Annotated in this window: 14 protein-coding genes and 1 pseudogene; 6 read left to right on the top strand and 9 right to left on the bottom strand. The window is 65.9% G+C overall.

Translation table 11 applies throughout. The features are described 5' to 3' along the window. Positions 1 to 2 precede the first annotated feature (2 nt). Both MFM001_RS00770 and MFM001_RS00765 read left to right on the top strand, forming a co-directional pair. Positions 3 to 1,181 (top strand): cupin domain-containing protein, encoded by a 1,179-nt coding sequence (locus tag MFM001_RS00770; RefSeq protein ID WP_116372595.1) that lies wholly within the window; start codon positions 3 to 5, stop codon positions 1,179 to 1,181. Positions 1,182 to 1,320: 139 nt separating this feature from the next. After that, positions 1,321 to 2,748 (top strand): PPE family protein, encoded by a 1,428-nt coding sequence (locus tag MFM001_RS00765; RefSeq protein WP_116372593.1) that lies wholly within the window; start codon positions 1,321 to 1,323, stop codon positions 2,746 to 2,748. On the opposite strand, the gene MFM001_RS00760 is transcribed toward MFM001_RS00765, so the two are convergent. Then, positions 2,745 to 3,125, bottom strand: a complete 381-nt coding sequence (locus MFM001_RS00760) for a nuclear transport factor 2 family protein (protein ID WP_116372591.1) — start codon at positions 3,123 to 3,125, stop codon at positions 2,745 to 2,747. The two genes, MFM001_RS00765 and MFM001_RS00760, sit on opposite strands and share 4 nt — an antisense overlap. 45 nt (positions 3,126 to 3,170) lie before the next feature. Between MFM001_RS00760 and MFM001_RS00755 the strand changes: the two genes are divergently transcribed. Next, positions 3,171 to 3,863 carry an SDR family oxidoreductase gene (locus MFM001_RS00755; protein ID WP_116372589.1) on the top strand — a complete coding sequence of 231 codons (693 nt, stop codon included), beginning with the start codon at positions 3,171 to 3,173 and terminating at the stop codon, positions 3,861 to 3,863. On the opposite strand, the gene MFM001_RS00750 is transcribed toward MFM001_RS00755, so the two are convergent. Both MFM001_RS00750 and MFM001_RS00745 read right to left on the bottom strand, forming a co-directional pair. Next, positions 3,818 to 5,506 carry a hypothetical protein gene (locus tag MFM001_RS00750; protein WP_116373519.1) on the bottom strand — a complete coding sequence of 563 codons (1,689 nt, stop codon included), beginning with the start codon at positions 5,504 to 5,506 and terminating at the stop codon, positions 3,818 to 3,820. The two genes, MFM001_RS00755 and MFM001_RS00750, sit on opposite strands and share 46 nt — an antisense overlap. A gap of 33 nt (positions 5,507 to 5,539) precedes the next feature. Continuing rightward, a complete protein-coding gene (locus MFM001_RS00745; RefSeq protein ID WP_160117981.1) occupies positions 5,540 to 6,787 on the bottom strand; it encodes a DUF3068 domain-containing protein in 1,248 nt (415 codons plus the stop codon). A 98-nt stretch (positions 6,788 to 6,885) separates the two neighbouring features. Between MFM001_RS00745 and MFM001_RS00740 the strand changes: the two are divergent. Beyond that, a pseudogene (locus MFM001_RS00740) lies at positions 6,886 to 8,065 on the top strand (acyltransferase family protein). Here MFM001_RS00740 and MFM001_RS00735 read toward each other — a convergent pair. From MFM001_RS00735 to MFM001_RS00715, 5 genes are all read right to left on the bottom strand, one after another. Beyond that, positions 8,031 to 9,485 carry an AMP-binding protein gene (locus MFM001_RS00735; protein WP_116372585.1) on the bottom strand — a complete coding sequence of 485 codons (1,455 nt, stop codon included), beginning with the start codon at positions 9,483 to 9,485 and terminating at the stop codon, positions 8,031 to 8,033. The pseudogene MFM001_RS00740 and the gene MFM001_RS00735 overlap by 35 nt on opposite strands. After that, positions 9,478 to 10,458, bottom strand: a complete 981-nt coding sequence (locus MFM001_RS00730) for a phosphotriesterase-related protein (protein WP_116372583.1) — start codon at positions 10,456 to 10,458, stop codon at positions 9,478 to 9,480. The genes MFM001_RS00735 and MFM001_RS00730 overlap by 8 nt, the downstream gene beginning before the upstream one ends. 112 nt (positions 10,459 to 10,570) lie before the next feature. After that, complete coding sequence (locus MFM001_RS00725; protein ID WP_116372581.1) at positions 10,571 to 11,539, bottom strand: Gfo/Idh/MocA family protein; 969 nt, start codon at positions 11,537 to 11,539, stop codon at positions 10,571 to 10,573. Further along, positions 11,536 to 12,600, bottom strand: coding sequence for a Gfo/Idh/MocA family protein (locus tag MFM001_RS00720; protein ID WP_116372579.1), 1,065 nt, complete (start codon positions 12,598 to 12,600; stop codon positions 11,536 to 11,538). Before MFM001_RS00720 ends, MFM001_RS00725 begins: the two co-directional genes overlap by 4 nt. Beyond that, complete coding sequence (locus MFM001_RS00715) at positions 12,597 to 13,367, bottom strand: class I SAM-dependent methyltransferase (protein ID WP_116372577.1); 771 nt, start codon at positions 13,365 to 13,367, stop codon at positions 12,597 to 12,599. Before MFM001_RS00715 ends, MFM001_RS00720 begins: the two co-directional genes overlap by 4 nt. A gap of 78 nt (positions 13,368 to 13,445) precedes the next feature. On the opposite strand from MFM001_RS00715, the gene MFM001_RS00710 reads away from it, so the two are divergent. Together MFM001_RS00710 and MFM001_RS00705 are read left to right on the top strand one after the other, a co-directional pair. Beyond that, positions 13,446 to 14,114: a TetR/AcrR family transcriptional regulator gene (locus MFM001_RS00710; protein WP_116372575.1), complete on the top strand. Its 669-nt coding sequence runs from the start codon at positions 13,446 to 13,448 to the stop codon at positions 14,112 to 14,114. Beyond that, on the top strand, positions 14,111 to 15,052 hold the full coding sequence (locus tag MFM001_RS00705; protein ID WP_116372573.1) for a R2-like ligand-binding oxidase: 942 nt from the start codon (positions 14,111 to 14,113) through the stop codon (positions 15,050 to 15,052). The genes MFM001_RS00710 and MFM001_RS00705 overlap by 4 nt, the downstream gene beginning before the upstream one ends. Before the next feature lie 82 nt (positions 15,053 to 15,134). Here the strand turns inward: MFM001_RS00705 and MFM001_RS00700 are convergent, their stop codons facing one another. After that, positions 15,135 to 16,328, bottom strand: coding sequence for an integrase core domain-containing protein (locus MFM001_RS00700; protein ID WP_116372571.1), 1,194 nt, complete (start codon positions 16,326 to 16,328; stop codon positions 15,135 to 15,137). Positions 16,329 to 16,371: the final 43 nt, after the last annotated feature.

The following is a 16,371-nucleotide window of genomic DNA, read 5'->3' as shown; positions in this document are numbered from 1 at the left end:
CCGTGGCCGACACGTCGCTGGCCTGGCTGCTCCACCCTCTGCGCGTGCAAACCTTCCTCGACGAGGTATGGGGGCAGACGCACCACCACGTCAAGCGAGGCAACCCAGGCTACTTCGACCGTCTGCTGCAGGGACCGTCGGTAATCGACGAACTCTTGGAGTACGTCCGGCCAGAGCCATCCGGGGTGCGGCTGGTGCGGCGCGGTGAGGACAAGGAGCCGGGTAGTTACCGGCTTTCGGACGGCAGCCTCGACCTGGATCGCGTCCGCGATAACTTTGCGGACGGCTACACGATCGTCCTCAACAGGCTTGAGGAGTACGCGCGGACGATCGGTTCGTTGACTCACTCGATCGAGGTCGAGCTGAACTTCCCGACGCGGGTCAACGGCTACATCACGCCGCCGGGATCGGCCGGCTTCGTCCCCCACTACGACCCGCACGACGTGTTGGTTCTTCAGATCCAGGGGTCGAAGGTCTGGTATCTGTCCAACGACGACGCGGTCCCGCCCCACGAGATGCATCGTCCGGATACGGTTGCCACACCCGAGCTTTCGTCGCCGACCGAGCTGCGCCTGGAAGCCGGCGACGTGCTGTATCTGCCACGGGGCCGAGTTCACGGGGCGGAGACGCAGTCGGAGCCATCCGTCCACTTGACCGTCGGAATACACGCGCCCACTGTGCTGACTCTCATGACCCATGTGCTCCATGCGCTGAGCCTGCGCGACAACGGCATGCACGCCCGTCTGCCTCCGCGGCATCTCGACGACGCCCGGGTACGCGCCGGCTTGACCGACCTGGTGCGCGACGTCGTCCGAAGCGTCGAGGACCCCAGCGCCATCGCGGAAGGTCTCGAGGCGATGGAGGAGGTCCTGGTCCGGCGTGGCCGATGCCCACCGGTGGGACAGATCTCGAACGCCGTTGGGATCGACGGAAACACACTGGTAGTCAAGTACCAGCCGCTCTATTCGCGGGTCGTGGCCGACACCGCAAGTGTTGGCCTGCAGTTTGCTCAACTGCTGATAAGGGTCACGCCCGAGCACAAAGCCGCGATGCAGTTCGTGTCGAGGAGTACCGAGCCATTCCGGGTTCGCGATCTGCCTGAGCTGCCTGCCGAGCAGCAGACGGCACTGGCCCGAACGCTGATCACGACCGGATACCTCGTCCGGCTGCCCGACGAGTGAAAGCGCTTTCGCGCAGAAATCGAGACTAATAGTCCGAAAAGGCGGACTAAACCACCTGAATCGACCGCAATTCTTTATTGCGCAGGCACCCCGTTCGCGGAAGAATTACCCCGGGAGGGATGCCCGTGGGTGTTCGACGATGACTGCGCCGATCTGGATGGCTTCGCCGCCGGAGGTGCATTCGGCGTTGCTGAGCAGCGGTCCGGGACCGGAGGCGTTGCTGGCGGCCGCTGGCGTGTGGAACTCGTTGAGCGTCGAATACGAGTCGGCGGCTGAAGAACTCAGCTCGCTGCTGGCGGCGGTGCAGACGGGGGCCTGGCAGGGCCCCAGCGCCGAATCGTATGTGGCTGCGCATGTTCCGTATCTGGCCTGGCTGATGCAGACCAGCGCGAACAGCGCGGCGACGGCCACTGCGCAGGAGACCGTGGCGGCGGCGTACACCGCCGCGTTGGCGGCCATGCCGACCCTGGGCGAGCTGGCCGCCAACCACGCCATGCACGCGGTGTTGGTGGCGACGAATTTCTTTGGGATCAACACGATCCCGATCGCGGTCAACGAGGCCGACTATGCGCGGATGTGGGTGCAAGCGGCCACCACGATGACGACGTATCAAGCGGTGACCAGCACCGCGGTGGCGTCGACGCCGCAAACTGACCCTGCCCCGGAAATCCAGAAATCCAACAGCAACAACAACTCCGGCGGAAGCCAGGACGAGGGGCCGGGTCCCACCGATCCGAGTTGGTGGACTGAGCGCCTGGACAAAATCGGCAGCGCTATTTGGAATGAGCTGACGAACCCGAATCCGACGAACGCCCAAGTGCTCTATCAGATTTTCACGTATTGGATTCCCCGCTGGGGAGGCGAGGTGTATCTCACGTTCGCCCCTCAGTTGACGCAACTCTCGGAGCTCTCGTTCGGTTTGGTCGCGCCCGCCATCCCGCTGGCAGGCGCAGCCGGCCTGGCCGGGCTGGCTGGCCTGTCGCAATCCGCTCCCGTCTCGACGCCCGACGTGCCCGCCGTCGTGCCCGCCCCGACGCCCGCCGACATCCAGCCCGTCGCCGGAACGGCGCCCGCACCCGCGCCCACGGCCGCCGCCGCCCCGGCTGCGGCCCCGGCACCCGCGACCGCGCCCGCGGCGAGCACCGTAGCGACCACCGCCCCGCCGGCACCGCCCCCGCCCGGCGGGGCGGGTTTCGCCTACCCGTACGTGGTAGGCCCGCCCGGCACCGGGTTCGGCGCGCCGATGAGTGTGCGCGCCGGAGCCAAAATGAAGGTGTCAGAACCCGACTCGGCCGCCGCTGCGGCCGCGGCGGCAGCCCAGCAAGAGGCGCGCCAGCGTCGACGCCGAACCAAAGTGACACAGCTCGGCCGGGGTTACGAGTACATGGATCTGGAGCCCGACGTGGCGGCCTCGGACCAGGGCGCGGGAACGCTGGGCTTCGCCGGTACCGCGCAGAAGGCCGCTGCCGGACAAGCGGCGGGCCTGACCACGCTGGCCGACGATGAGACCGGCGGGCCGACCATGCCGATGATGCCGAGCAGCTGGGGCACCGACGACAGTAGTTAACCAACTCGTTGCGACGCCCAGTATTCGCGCAGGCCGCCGATCCGATCGCCGTCGAATTCCAGGATGGCGACCTCGCGCATCAGCTTGCGGTGGCCTTGGACGAGATCGTCGAACCGGGCTTCCCACTCGGCAATGGCCGTGGTGCCGTCGAGGTAGAGGTTGAGCAGCTCGACCTCGATATTCGCCTGTCCCTCAACAACTTTGGTTTGCCAGTAGTGGCGGATCGCGGCCTCGCCGCGGATCGGCTCCTCGAGCACGCGTTCGTGGTAGGTGGCCGCGGGCGTGAAAATAGTGGTGATCAGGTCGGGGTCTTGGGCACTCCACGCGCGCAGATAGGTTGCGACGACCTTGCGCACTTCGTCTTTTGACAAGCTCATGGTGCAATCCTTGCGTTAACTTGGGTGGCGGCTGAAAGGAAGCCCATGAAGATCGTCGTGATTGGTGGCACAGGGATCCTCGGATCGAAAGTGGTTGACAAACTGCGCGCTTCCGGCGACGACGCCGTGGCGGCGTCGCCCCGGACCGGCGTCAACACCCTGACCGGCAAAGGCCTCGCCGACGCACTGTCGGGTGCCGACGTGGTTGTCGACGTGTCCAATTCCCCTTCGTTCGAAGACGACGCGGTGATGGAGTTCTTCACGAAATCGACCGCCAATCTCTTGGCCGCCGCGAAGACCGCGGGCATTGGGCACTGCGTCGTGGTGTCGATCGTTGGCTGCGACCAGCTGCCCGACAGCGGATACCTGCGGGCGAAGGTCGCCCAGGAGAAGCTCATCGAAGAGTCGGGGGTGCCCTACTCGATCGTGCGTGCCACGCAGTTCGTGGAGTTCACCGACGCGATTACGGCGTCGATGACGGTTGGTGACGAAGTGCGCGTACCGGACGCGCTGATCCAGCCGATCGCCGCGGAGGACCTCGCGGCTGAGGTCGCCCGGGTGGCCAAAGGTGAACCGTTGGATGGCATCGAGAATATCGGCGGGCCTGAGAAGATCTCGTTCGAACAGATGGCTCGCGAGGTGCTTGCCCGGCAAGGCGAAGCCAAGACGGTCGTTGTCGATCCCCAGGTCGGTTACTTCGGGACACCCCTGGCTATGAACAGCCTGGTGACGGCGTAGCCAACGCCCCCGCCAAGGAGCATCGCCAGCCACACGAAATGTGCGACAAGGACGGCCAGCCGACCTGCTGGCGCGCCGACACTGTCGCCGCCGAGTCGATACAGCTCCAGGTCGACCCCGCGATAGACCGGCGGCAGTCGATCGAAAGTCCGTGCCGCAGCGCCCATCTCGCCAGGCGTGTCCCGTTCGACGACCAGCCACGCCACACCGGCGCGGGCCAGCTCACCGGGATCCGCGCCCGTTAACAGCAGCTGTTGCACCGCGCGGGCCCGGCTGCCCTCGCCGGGAACGGTCACCCCGGAAATGGTGAGGTCGCCGGTGGTCAGCACATCGGCGCGCACCCAGCGGGGCAGCGGATCCAGCACGGGCGCCGGGCCCGACCACGAGAATCGGCGCATGCTGCCGGCCGGTAACACCGCCACCGCTCCGGGGTGGTCGTTGATCGCCGCCGCGACCGCGGCCCAGCCGGGCGGGTAGTGCACCGGCTCCACCTTGCCCCAGATACCCCAGGCCAGGTCGGGCAGCGTCAATACCAATGCGGCACAACAGGTTAGCGCTGTCACCGCGGGGTACACCCAACGGCGCAGCGTCAGGACCGCACCTCCGCCCGCCAGCGCGTAGCCGGGCATCGCCAGCGCCACCCACTTCTGCCCGTCGCGCAGCACACCAAGGCCCGACGCGGCGTCGACGACGGCCCGCAGCACCGCCAGGCCCGGACCGGTGGCCAACACCGAAGGCACCAGCACCGACACCGCCGCCAGCACCAGGAGCGGAACCGCCGCCGGACGCCGCAGCACGACCGGCAGTCCACACACGACCACACCGAGCAACACAACCGCCGAAACCAGAGCGAAAAGTGTTGCGCGAGTTGGTGGTACCGCCTCACCGTTCCAGATGCCGCCCAGACTGGCCAGGCTGCCCAGAGTGCCCAGACCCGGCTCGGCGCGCGCCGCAAACGCCGTAATCGCGGCACCTTGCTCCGCCGGCAAGGACGAGCCAAGCACCGTCGCCGTCAACCACGGCGACGCCGCCACCACCGCGCCCGCCAGCGTCGCCAAAGCACACAGCCAGCGCGGGTGGCCAAGTCCAGGCGCCACCACACAGACCAGCGCCACCGTCGCAGCCAGCATGAGCCCGGTCGGCGTCAGCCCGGCCAGCGCGATCCAGAACGCCAGCCCGAAGAACCGCGGCCACCCGCCTGCCGACCGCAGCGTGAGCATCGTCGTCGCCACCCAGGGAAGGCAGCCGTAGCCCACCAGCAGACTCCAGTGCCCTTGCAGCAGTCGTTCACCGACATAGGGATTCCAGATCGCCAACGTGGTCGCGACGAACTGGCCGCTTGCCCCAGCGTCGGGCAGCACGGCAACAACCAAGCGGGCCGCCCCCCAACCCGCCAGCCACAGGCCCGCAATGAGCAGCGCCTTGACCACCACGCCGCCATCGACGACATGGGAAGCCAAAGCCACCGCGAAATCCTGCGGCGTCGCCCGCGGCGCCGATTCGGAGAGACCCAGCGCACTGTCGGACAGATAGGACCGCGGCGTGGACACCGCGTCGCGCAACAGCAGATAACCCGGCCTCAGCAGCGGCCCGGTCACCAGCAGCGCCAGCACCAGCGCGTACCCGGGACGGGACCACTGCACAACCCAGCGGCCGATCCCGGTCACCCTGGGCGGCTAGGTCCGGTCGGGCGGACCGGACTCGGGCGGGGCCGGTGGCGGCGGACCGGCATCTCGATGGAGGTCGGACGGCGGTGTGGGCAGCTTCTCGGTCTCGGCCTCGGCCCCGGGCACCGGCTCGGCCGGCGGTCCGCCGCGGCCGAAGAAGCCATGGTCGGCGGTGTCCAGGCCCGGGTCGAGCAGCGCCGCCTCGGTCCGCAAGCTGAATGTACCGAGCAGCACCCCGCCGATCAGTGCGATCAAGCCGGCGGCGGTGAAGGTGATCGGCAGCACCCGCGACCACAGCGCCAGGCGGTCGCGCTCGTTGCGGGCCGCGTTGACCTGCGCCTCGATCGTCTCTTCGTTGGTGGTGACCTTGTAGTCGGCCAGCGCCACCTCGGGCTTCAGCGGGTCGCGGGCGAAGTAGTGGTTGGCGTGCACTTCTTCCTTGACGATGGTGCCCGACTCGGGGTCCACCCAGAAGGTCTTCTGCGCCGCGTAGTAGCGGGTCATGGTGATCTTCTCGTCCGGGTTGTCGCTGGGGACGTCCCACATCGCGGCCGTCGCCGTGGCCTTGCTGTCCTCGTCGTTGGCGTAGAGCGACGGGTATTTCACCGGGTCGACCAGCTTGCCGTCGTCGTCATACCCGACGTTCTGGGTGAACTTGTAGGTGGTCAGGCCGTTGACGTCTTCTTCGGCGCTGTAGTTGGCGTCGAACGCCTTCTGCGCAATCGGGTCGAAGTAGGAGTACGTCTGCTTTTCGGTGTGGAACGGGAACCGGTAGGACAGCCCGTCGTGCGGCAGCGCGATGTTCGTCGGCGGGTTGTCGTCGTTGATGGTGCGCGGCTTTTGTACGGCGCCGCCGGGATGGGTCTCGTCGGATACCGCCATCGCCGTCTTGCGGTTGATGGTGACGGTGTCGACCAGTGCCAGCAGCAGGCCGGTGTCCTTCTGCTTGTCGGTGCGCCGAACCGACGTGCCCACCTGGAAGGTGACGACGTCGGCGTTGGCGGGCGACTCGACGCTGATCTGCTGCTGGGAAACCAGCGGCACGTTCTTGTCGACGACGAAGTGGTCGCCGGACAGAGACGCGGGGTCCAGGGCGGTTCCGCTGCCGTCGCTGATCAGCGTGGTGTCCAGGTTCAGCGGAATCTTGGTGATTCTGCTGGCGGTATACGTCCAGAGCAGCAGCGCGGCGATCAGCAGGGCGGCCCCGAGCCCCATGATTCCGCATGCGGCGATCCGCAACATGACTGCTCGGTTCACCCGCGTCCTCCTTCTGGTCCAAGACCGGCCGACCTGGAGCAAAGCCAAAACTCGTTTGACCCTAACAGCAAAATTTAAGGTGCCGGCTTAGTCCTGCGTTGCATCGCAGGCACACTGTCTCCCATGAGCGATGGCCAGCAGGTGGGCGGGACCCGCAGCTTCCTGCCCGCCGTCGAGGGTATGCGCGCGTGCGCGGCCATTGGCGTCGTCATCACCCACGTCGCGTTCCAGACCGGGCATTCCAGCGGGGTCGACGGCCGGCTGTTCGGCCGCTTCGACTTGGCGGTCGCGGTGTTCTTCGCGTTGTCGGGCTTCCTGCTGTGGCGCGGGCACGCCGCGGCGGCCCGCGGGCTGGGACCCAGCCCGTCGACCGGTCACTATCTGCGCTCGCGGGTGGTGCGCATCATGCCGGCGTATGTGGTGGCCGTCGTGGTGATCCTGACCCTGCTGCCCGACGCCGAGCACGCCAGCCTGACCGTCTGGCTGGCGAACCTGACGCTGACGCAGGTCTACGTGCCGCTGACGCTGACCGCCGGACTGACCCAAATGTGGAGCCTGTCGGTTGAGGTCACCTTCTATATGGCGCTGCCGATCCTCGCGCTACTGGCCGCCCGGTTACCGGTGCGCTTCCGGGTGCCGGTGATCGCCGGGCTGGGGATCGCCAGCTGGCTGTGGGGCTGGATTCCCTTCCACGCGGCGTCCGGGCTCAACCCGCTGAACTGGCCGCCGGCGTTTTTCTCCTGGTTCGCCGCCGGCATGCTGCTCGCGGAGTGGGTGCACAGCCCGATCGGCTTACCGCATCGGCTGGCGCGGCGCCGGCTGCTGATGGCCGTCGTCGCCGCCGGCGCCTATCTGGTGGCCGCCTCGCCGTTGGCGGGTCCGGCGGGGTTGACGCCCAGCACCGCCGCGCAGTTCGCGGTGAAGACCGCGATGGGTTCACTGCTGGCGGCCGCGCTAGTGGCGCCGCTGGTCCTGGACCGGCCCGACACCCCGCACCGGCTGTTGGGCAGCGCGCCGATGGTGACGCTGGGCCGCTGGTCCTATGGCATTTTCATCTGGCACCTGGCGGCGCTGACCATGGTGTTCCCGGTGATCGGCGAGTTCTCGTTCCGCGGCCACATGCCCGAGGTGTTGGTGTTGACTCTGATCTTCGCCATCGCGATCGCCGCCGTGAGCTACGCGCTGGTCGAGTCACCCTGCCGGGAAGCGTTGCGGCAGTGGGAGATCCGCCGGCGTGAGGCGGTCAGCCGGCGCCAAGAGGACGCAATCGCGCCATGACTTCGGCGCGCACCGCGGAACGCCTCGCCTTGCCGGCGTCGTCGCGCAGCGGGGTGTCGACGAACTCGACGTGGCGTGGCACCTTGTATGCGGCAATGCGTTCGGCCAGAAATGCTTGCACCGCTTGCTCATCCAGAGTCTCGGCTTGAACCAGGGCGTAGGGCACTTGGCCCAGATCGTCGTCGGGCACGCCAACCACCAAGCAAGACAAAACATCCGGATGTGCCGACAACGCATTCTCGATTTCGGCGGGATAGACGTTGCGGCCGCCGACGGTGAACATGTCGACGCGCCGATCCGATAGGTACAAAAACCCGTCTTCGTCGAAGTAGCCCAGATCGCCCAGCGAATCCCAGCCGTCGCGGCTCTTGGCGGTGACGCCGACGTAGCGGTAGGTCGGCGCGGTGCCGGGACTGGGGCGCATGTAGATCTCGCCGACGACGCCGGGCGGACATTCCCGGCCATCGTCGTCGAGCACTTTCATTTCGCCGGCGACCACGACACCTACCGAGCCGCGATGGGTCAGCCATTGGTCGCCCGAGATGAACGTCAGAGCCTGAAGTTCGGTGCCGCCGTAGAGTTCCCACACCTTTTCCGGGCCGAGCAGATCGATCCACGCCTGCTTGATGGCCGGCGGGCATGGTGCTCCGAGATGCCAGAACCGCCGGATCGATGACAGGTCGTAGGCACTCGGATCGGCGCGATACACCGGCAGCAGACGCTGCATGATCGTCGGCACTGTGGTCAGGAACGTGACGCGATGTTCGGTGACCAGCCGCAGGAATTCGTGCGGCTCGAACCTGGGCATCAGCACCAGGTGGTGGCGCATCAACAGGCCGACCACCGCGGTGGTGAAGCCGGTGTTGTGGGTCAGCGGCACCGAGATCAGGTTGACGTCGCCCTCTTGCGCGCCCAACGGGTAGCCGATCTCGGGCGGTATCCGGTTGTCGCCGCCAGCTTCGATCAATTTGGGGCGACCGGTGCTGCCGCCGGAGGCCATCGACTTCCAGCACGGCGACACCGCTTCGGGCAGCGGATCGTCGGAGGTATTTGGCGTGAATCCTGCTGGCACACTGGGGATTCCAGGATGTCCACGGCCGACAAGTAGGGCTCGGGGCCGTAGCTCGAGGATGCCCGCGAATTCGGCTGCCGGAAGCCGCGGGGACAGCGGCTGGGGCACCGCGCCCAGCTTCCAGCAGGCGACGGTGGCCTGTACCCACTCGATCGAATTCGGCAGCACGATCGTCACGTAGTCGCCTGCGCCCACGCCTCGTTCGGCGTAGGCGCGGGCCAGGCGGTTGGTCGAGCGGTCCAGCTCCGCGCGGGTGATGGTCTGGCCGTCGCAGGTGACGGCGGGTTCGTCGGGGGCTTTGGCGGCCAGCTGTGCGATCTGGGTGCCGATCGGCGGGATCTCATTCATAGCCGCCCTGCCGTTCGAAGATTCGCTGCGGGTTGTCGACGAGCATGGTGTGCAGTTGCTCGTCGGTGACGCCGCGTTCCTTCAGCGCCGGGATCACGTCGTTGTGGATGTGCAGGTAGTGCCAATTGGGTGCGATCTGTGGCACGAGGTCTTCGGGCAGCGCGTCGAAGTAGCAGTTGGCGTCGTGCGACAGCACCATCTTGTCGGCGTGCCCGCGTTCGCACATCGTCGCCACGATGCCGACGCGTTCCTCGAAGGGCAGGATCACGTCGATGCCGAACCGGTCCATCCCCAGATACGACCCCGCGGCGATGAGCTCCTCGAGGTAGCCGACATCGGTGCTGTCACCCGAGTGCCCGATCACCACCCGGGAGAGGTCGACGCCTTCGGATTCGAAGATGCGTTGCTGCTCGAGCCCGCGGCGCAGGCCTGCGTGGGTGTGGGTGGAGATCGGCACTCCGGTGCGTTTGTGCGCCTGGGCGACGGCCCGCAGCACGCGCTCGACGCCAGGGGTGATGCCGGGCTCGTCGGTCGCACACTTGAGGATGCCCGCTTTGATACCGGTATCAGCGATGCCTTGTTCGATGTCGCGGACGAACATCTCGGTCATGATCTCCGGGCCGTCCAGCAGTCCGCCCGGACCCTCGTAGTGGAACCGGAACGGCACGTCATTGTAGGTGTAAAGCCCGGTTGCCACAACGATATTCAGATCGGTGGCCGCAGCGACGCGCGCGATGCGCGGGATGTAGCGGCCCAGCCCGATCACGGTCAGGTCGACGATGGTGTCGACGCCGCGGGCTTTCAGTTCGTTGAGTCGGTTGACAGCGTCGGCGACCCGCTGCTCCTCGTCGCCCCAGGCTTCGGGATAGTTCAACGCGATCTCGGTGGTCATGATGAACACGTGCTCGTGCATCAGCGTGACGCCGAGGTCGGCAGTATCGATCGGTCCGCGTGCAGTATTCAGTTGCGACATGGGGGTGATGCTAGGACTCTCGCGGGTTGAAATAGGCGAGATTGCGTTGGTGAAGCGTCATCCGGTTCGGCCGCGATGTCGGTTTCCGCGCCGCAGTGCTGGCACGGTCACTTCAGATTTCCGACTTTCGCGTCTGCCGTACCGAATATGGGTGACCACTGGCCAGGGAAGCCAGCGCCGCATCGATGACAACGTTGGTGGCATACCCGTCGTAGCTCGAGGCTCCGGTGAAACGCTCGCCGGCCACCGCGGCCAACCACGCTGCATCTTGTGCGCGATACGCCTCGTGGAAACGTTGCATCCAGGCCTCAGACCGCGCGGCAGGTGCGGGCGAGGCTAGGGTGAGTACCCCGGAGCTGCCGACGATGTCGCAGCCGATGTCGTATTCCAGCCCCGGTCCGCGGCCGAGCTCCATGATGCCGAGCACACCCGACTCCGAGGTCAGCGTGAGGACGACGAACACGGTTGATCCGTCGCGGCTGGTCTTGGCGATGGCGGAAACCTCGCTGATGTCCTCACCGCACAGCCAACGGAACACGTCGATGTCGTGGGACGCAGAGCTCGTGATGAGCTGCTGTTCGTCAAAGGTGATGAGCGACAGCGGATTACGGTGGCGTTGAGTGATCAGGACGGGTTCACCGATGCGCCCGGACTGCAGCGCGCGGTGGACATCCTGATAGGTGGCGTCGTAGCGACGCATATAACCGACCTGCACCAGCCGGCGACCAGTGGCCCGTTCGGCGTTGACCAACTGCAGCGACTGGTCGGCCGACGTAGTAAGCGGTTTTTCGCAGAGCACGAACAGACCGCGGGCGATGCACGCTTCGACGATCTTGTGGTGGGTATCGTCAGCGGTCGCCACCACTACCGCGTCGACGTCGGCGTTGTTCACGCAGTCCAAGGGATCGTGGAAAACGGCTGCGGTCGGCACAGAAGCGGCGGCGCGTTCGGCGAACGGGACATGGCTGTCGGCCAGTGCGGTGATCTGGGCCTGTGGGTGCAGGCTAGCGAAGATCGCCAAGTGCTCCATTCCCATGTTGCCCAACCCAATGAGGGCGAGCCGCAGCGGCTTAGCGCTCACCGGTCACCCGGTGATTCGACGTCGGTCCATGCACCGCTGGACACCGAGGCGGCCACCGCGGCGTGAACCTTGGCTGCGCGCAAGCCATCTGCAAACGTGGGCAATCCCTCGGGCGCGCTGCCGGTTTGGATGGCCTCGTACACGTCGGCGACAAACAAGTTGAAGCAATCCTGGTATCCCTGGGGATGTCCCGCGGGCAGCACGGAGTAGCGCGCGCTGCGCGGATCGAGCGCATCCCCGTCACGCGATAACACCGTGTTGGCGTGCAGCCCGCCGATGATCAGCTCGTCGGGGTGTTCCTGGTCGAACTGCACCGCTGTTTCGCGACTGTCGAAAGAGAAGGACAACTGGTTTTTTCGGCCGGGTGAGGCCTGGCTGACGACCACGCTGCCGATCGCGCCGCGGTCGGTGCGAAAAGCGACCACTGCACCGTCGCCTTTCGGTGCAGTGGCCTCCGTTGCCACCACAGCGCTGATGCGATGGCCGGTGACGAATTCCATCAAGTCACACCAGTGCGAGCCGATGTCGGCGAAGGTCATCGAAACACCGCTTTGCGTTGGATCGGATCGCCAGCCTTGCGGGTCGGCTTTAGCCATGTGGTCTTGCATGTAGCCGCCGTGCATGAGCCACACAGCCGCATCGGTGATCCGGCAACGAGCCTCGCGCACCATCGCGTAAAAGCGGTAAATGAACGACACAGCCGCGACGGTGCGGGCGGCATCGGCGGCGTCGACGAGGGCGGCGGCGTCGGCAACTGTTGTGGCTAAAGGCTTTTCACAGATGACGTGCTTTCCTGCCGCCAGGGCCGCGGTGGCCTGCTCGAGGTGCAGATGGTTCGGTGTGCAGATGTGCACGACGTCGACGTCATCAGCGGTGAAGATGTCTTCTGCAGTGGCTGCGCGTTCCGCTCCGAGGCGCTGCGCGGAGCGCTGACTGCTTTGCGGCGTGCTGCCGCAGATCGCCACGAGCTTTCCGCCAGCTCGATGCACGGCGTGAGCATGCACCGAGCCGACCATGCCGGCGCCGATGATCGCGCTGCGTAGTCGATCTGGCTGACTCATCGCTGACCCCTCTTGCGCGCCTCGATTAGTACTCGTGAGCTGTGGGTGACGAAAGCTCCCTCGGCTTCGATCCGCTGATGCAATCTGAGTAGCTTGTCGTGGTACTTGGCGACTGTGAAGTCCGGAACGACCCAACTCAACTTGCGCAGAAAATAGATCACGGCCCCGACATCAAAGAACTCGAGCCGGATCTCCTCGTGGCGTAGGTCAACCACGTCCAGGCCGGTTGCTGCGACCTCGTCGCCGACGCTATCCGGGTTCAATTGCCCGCGGATCCGCGACTGAGGCTGTGGCCCCATGAAGTACTCAATCAGTTTGCGCAAGTAGATGACGCCGACATGCTGTGCGAAATAGGTACCGCCCGGCGTTAATACCCTGGCGATCTCGTCCCACCACACGGCCGACGGATGCCGACTGGTCACCAGATCGAAAGCCGCATCGGCGAACGGAAGTGGCGGCTCGTCACCTGTGGCGACCACGACCACACCCAGCGGATGCAGTAGCTGAGTGGCGAGAGCGATGTTCGGCGGCCACGGCTCCGTGGCGGCCATCGTCGGTGGAAAAGGACCGGCCCCGGCCAGAACCTCACCCCCGCCGGTATAGATGTCCAGCGCAGACGAGACCCCCGCCAGATGCTCACGCAGCAACCGCTGATATCCCCACGACGGGCGCTCTTCGGTGGCCCGACCCTCCAGCCAGGAGAAGTCCCAGCCGGCGACCGATACCGAATCGGCCTCTGCCACAAGCTCGTCGAACGGCCGGTTCATCTGAGCATCTTCGCATCTTGAGGAGTGAGCCGCGTCACACTAGAATGACCAGTGGTCATCGACCGCTAGGAGGGACCGATGCCGACCGTGACGTGGGCTCGCGTCGACCCGGCTCGGCGCGCAGCCGTGATAGAAGCCGCCGAGGCTGAATTCGGCGCGCACGGGTTTTCCCGCGGCAGCCTGAACGTCATCGCGCGCCGCGCCGGCGTCGCCAAGGGCAGCCTGTTCCAATACTTCGCGGACAAGCGCGACCTCTACGCGTTCATTGCCGACGTCGGCAGCCAGCGCGTGCGCTCCTACATGGAGGACCGCATCCGCGAACTCGACCCGAGCAGACCATTTTTCGAGTTCCTCACCGACCTGCTCGACGACTGGGTCGCTTACTTCGCCGACCACCCCCGGGAACGTTCGCTGCATGCTGCGGCCAGCCTGGAAGTCGACACCGACGCCCGCGTCAGCGTGCGAACCGTCATCCACCGGCACTACCTCGAAGTGCTCAGGCCGCTGGTGCGCGATGCGCAGGTCCGCGGCGACCTGCGTTCCGATGCGGACACCGACGCGTTGCTGTCGTTGCTGCTGTTGATCTTTCCGCATCTGGCTCTGGCGCCCTACGTGCGCGGGATGGATCCAATCCTCGGGCTCGACGAGCCCACACCGGAGCAGCCGGCGCTGGCGGTGCGCCGGCTGGTCGCGGTACTGGCGGCCGCATTCGCCGGCCAGCCAACGATCAAGGAGGTCGACGTATGACACGGACACATTACGGTTCACTGGCCGCCGGCGGTCTCAACTGGGATAGCTTGCCGCTCAAGCTCTTTGCAGGAGGCAACGCGAAATTCTGGGACCCGGCCGACATCGACTTCTCCAAGGACCGCGCCGACTGGGAGAAGCTCTCCGACCGTGAACGCGACTATGCCACCCGGCTGTGCACCCAGTTCATCGCCGGCGAGGAAGCGGTCACCAAGGACATCCAGCCCTTCATGGACGCCATGCGCGCCGAAGGCCGATTGGGCGACGAGATGTATCTGACCCAGTTCGCTTTCGAGGAAGCCAAACACGTGTCGGTCTTTCGGCGGTGGCTCGACGCCGTCGGGATCAGCGCCGATCTGCACAGCTACTTCGACGACCTGCCGGCCTATCGGCAAATGTTCAACGAGGAACTTCCGCAGTCGCTCGACGCGCTGTCCGACGATCCCTCACCGGCGGCTCAAGTCCGGGCGTCGGTGACCTACAACCACATCGTCGAGGGCATGTTGGCGCTGACCGGCTACTACGCCTGGCACAAGATCTGCGTGGAACGCGGCATCCTGCCCGGAATGCAGGCGCTGGTCCGGCACATCGGCGACGACGAGCGGCGCCACATGGCGTGGGGCACGTTCACCTGCCGGCGCCACGTCGCCGCCGACGACGCCAACTGGACGGTCTTCGAAACCCGGATGAACGAGCTGATGCCGCTGGCGCTCAAGCTCACCGAAGAAGGCTTTGCGCTGTATGCGCCCGACATCCCGTTCGGCCTGTCCACCGACGAATTCCTCGCCTACGCCAGCGACAAGGGCATGCGACGGTTCGGCACGATCAGCAGTGCCCGCGGTCGGCCGGTCGAGGAGATCGACCTCGACTACTCGCCGCTCCAGCTGGAGGACACCTTCGCCGACGAGGACCAACGGGTCCTGGCCGCCTCCGCTTGATTTGGGCGCGGTTTTCGTCGCTGAGCGAGGTGTGGTGTCTCGGGACATCGTTGACAGTTATGTCTCGGGACATCGCTGACACTCATGATGTCGGTTTGGGTTCGCGGGTGCGGTAGGTACGGGTGGTTTTGTCGCCGGGTTGGTAGTTGCGTGTCGGGTCGGCGGTGAGTGCGCGTATCAGGGTGGTGCCGCTGAAGATGGCGATGTAGTCATCTTGGCGTACGACATCGCAGCTGTGTCCGGCCCAGCGCAGTCCGACGTTGACGCGGTAGGGCGCCACGTGCAGTTTGCCGGAGGTTTCGCCAACGGTGTGGCGGCTGACGAAGACCGGTGTCGGTAGCGGGCGGTCGCTGGGTCGGGCCTTCTCCGTGGCGTGGAAGGCTTGGGCGGGGGTAGCTCCGCGCAGGGCCCGGTGAGGCCGGTGATGGTTGTAGAAGTCGCGGAATTGGTCTAGCAGTACGTTGAGTTCATCGAGGGTGGCCGGGGCCGGCTTGGCGCGTAGCCACTTCTTCAACGTCTGCCAGAACCGTTCGATCTTGCCGCAGGTTTGCGGATGGGCCGGGGTCGAGTTGATGGTGCGTGTGCCCAGTGCGCGCAGGTTGGCCTCGAATGCTGACTCGAACGCGCGTAGCCGACCGGTATAGACGAATCCGTTGTCGGCCAACGACATTGTCGGGATCCCGCATTCGCCGATACCGGCCAGCATCGTCGACCACACCAACTCAGCGGTGCCGTAGCCGAGGCCGGCCTGTAGGGCGGGCACATAGCGAGAGTGGTCATCGAGGCTGGCGGCGATAGCCACCGCAGCGCCGTCGGCCAAGTCCCACCCGGTCCAGTCGGACTGCCAGCATTCATTGGGTCGGGTAAAGCAAAACCGTTTGGTCGCCGATTTGGGCCGTTTCTGCGGCTGGGCAACGATCACGCCGTGACGGGTCAAAATCCGCCACACCGTCGAGGGTGACGGCGCTGGCGTTTCGTCGCGTTGTAGCGCCCACACGATCGATTGCGGCCCATGATCGAGGCCCTGCTCAAGCAGCTGTTTGCGTTTACGCAGCACGGCTTCTTCCACCGCGACCGGGGTCTGACCGGGCGACGAATTTGGCCGCCGTGACTGCTCTTGCAGGCCAGCCAGACCGTCCTGACCGAACCGACGCCGCCACTTGTAAAACGTCTGCCGACTGATCTGCCGATCACGGCAAAACTGCGAAACATTGTTGATCTGCCCGGCTAACGCCGTCGCGGCACGGATATCCATCGCCGTCACCTTCTGGGCCATGGACCATCCTGGTCGCAGCCCTACTTAGGTGTCAGCGATGTCC

The sequence above is a fragment of the Mycobacterium sp. MFM001 genome (genome assembly GCF_003402475.1).
GTDB lineage: Bacteria > Actinomycetota > Actinomycetes > Mycobacteriales > Mycobacteriaceae > Mycobacterium.
Note: the sequence above shows the minus strand (reverse complement) of the source record. Positions and strands in the feature narration are given on the sequence as shown.

What these genes read in the sequence shown, in the direction of transcription:
- MFM001_RS00765 (WP_116372593.1), top strand. Translation starts at nt 1,321, where the DNA reads ATGACTGCGCCGATCTGGATGGCTTCGCCGCCGGAGGTGCATTCGGCG.
- MFM001_RS00760 (WP_116372591.1), bottom strand. Translation starts at nt 3,125, where the DNA reads ATGAGCTTGTCAAAAGACGAAGTGCGCAAGGTCGTCGCAACCTATCTG.
- MFM001_RS00755 (WP_116372589.1), top strand. Translation starts at nt 3,171, where the DNA reads ATGAAGATCGTCGTGATTGGTGGCACAGGGATCCTCGGATCGAAAGTG.
- MFM001_RS00735 (WP_116372585.1), bottom strand. Translation starts at nt 9,485, where the DNA reads ATGAATGAGATCCCGCCGATCGGCACCCAGATCGCACAGCTGGCCGCC.
- MFM001_RS00730 (WP_116372583.1), bottom strand. Translation starts at nt 10,458, where the DNA reads ATGTCGCAACTGAATACTGCACGCGGACCGATCGATACTGCCGACCTC.
- MFM001_RS00720 (WP_116372579.1), bottom strand. Translation starts at nt 12,600, where the DNA reads ATGAGTCAGCCAGATCGACTACGCAGCGCGATCATCGGCGCCGGCATG.
- MFM001_RS00715 (WP_116372577.1), bottom strand. Translation starts at nt 13,367, where the DNA reads ATGAACCGGCCGTTCGACGAGCTTGTGGCAGAGGCCGATTCGGTATCG.
- MFM001_RS00710 (WP_116372575.1), top strand. Translation starts at nt 13,446, where the DNA reads ATGCCGACCGTGACGTGGGCTCGCGTCGACCCGGCTCGGCGCGCAGCC.
- MFM001_RS00705 (WP_116372573.1), top strand. Translation starts at nt 14,111, where the DNA reads ATGACACGGACACATTACGGTTCACTGGCCGCCGGCGGTCTCAACTGG.
- MFM001_RS00700 (WP_116372571.1), bottom strand. Translation starts at nt 16,328, where the DNA reads ATGGCCCAGAAGGTGACGGCGATGGATATCCGTGCCGCGACGGCGTTA.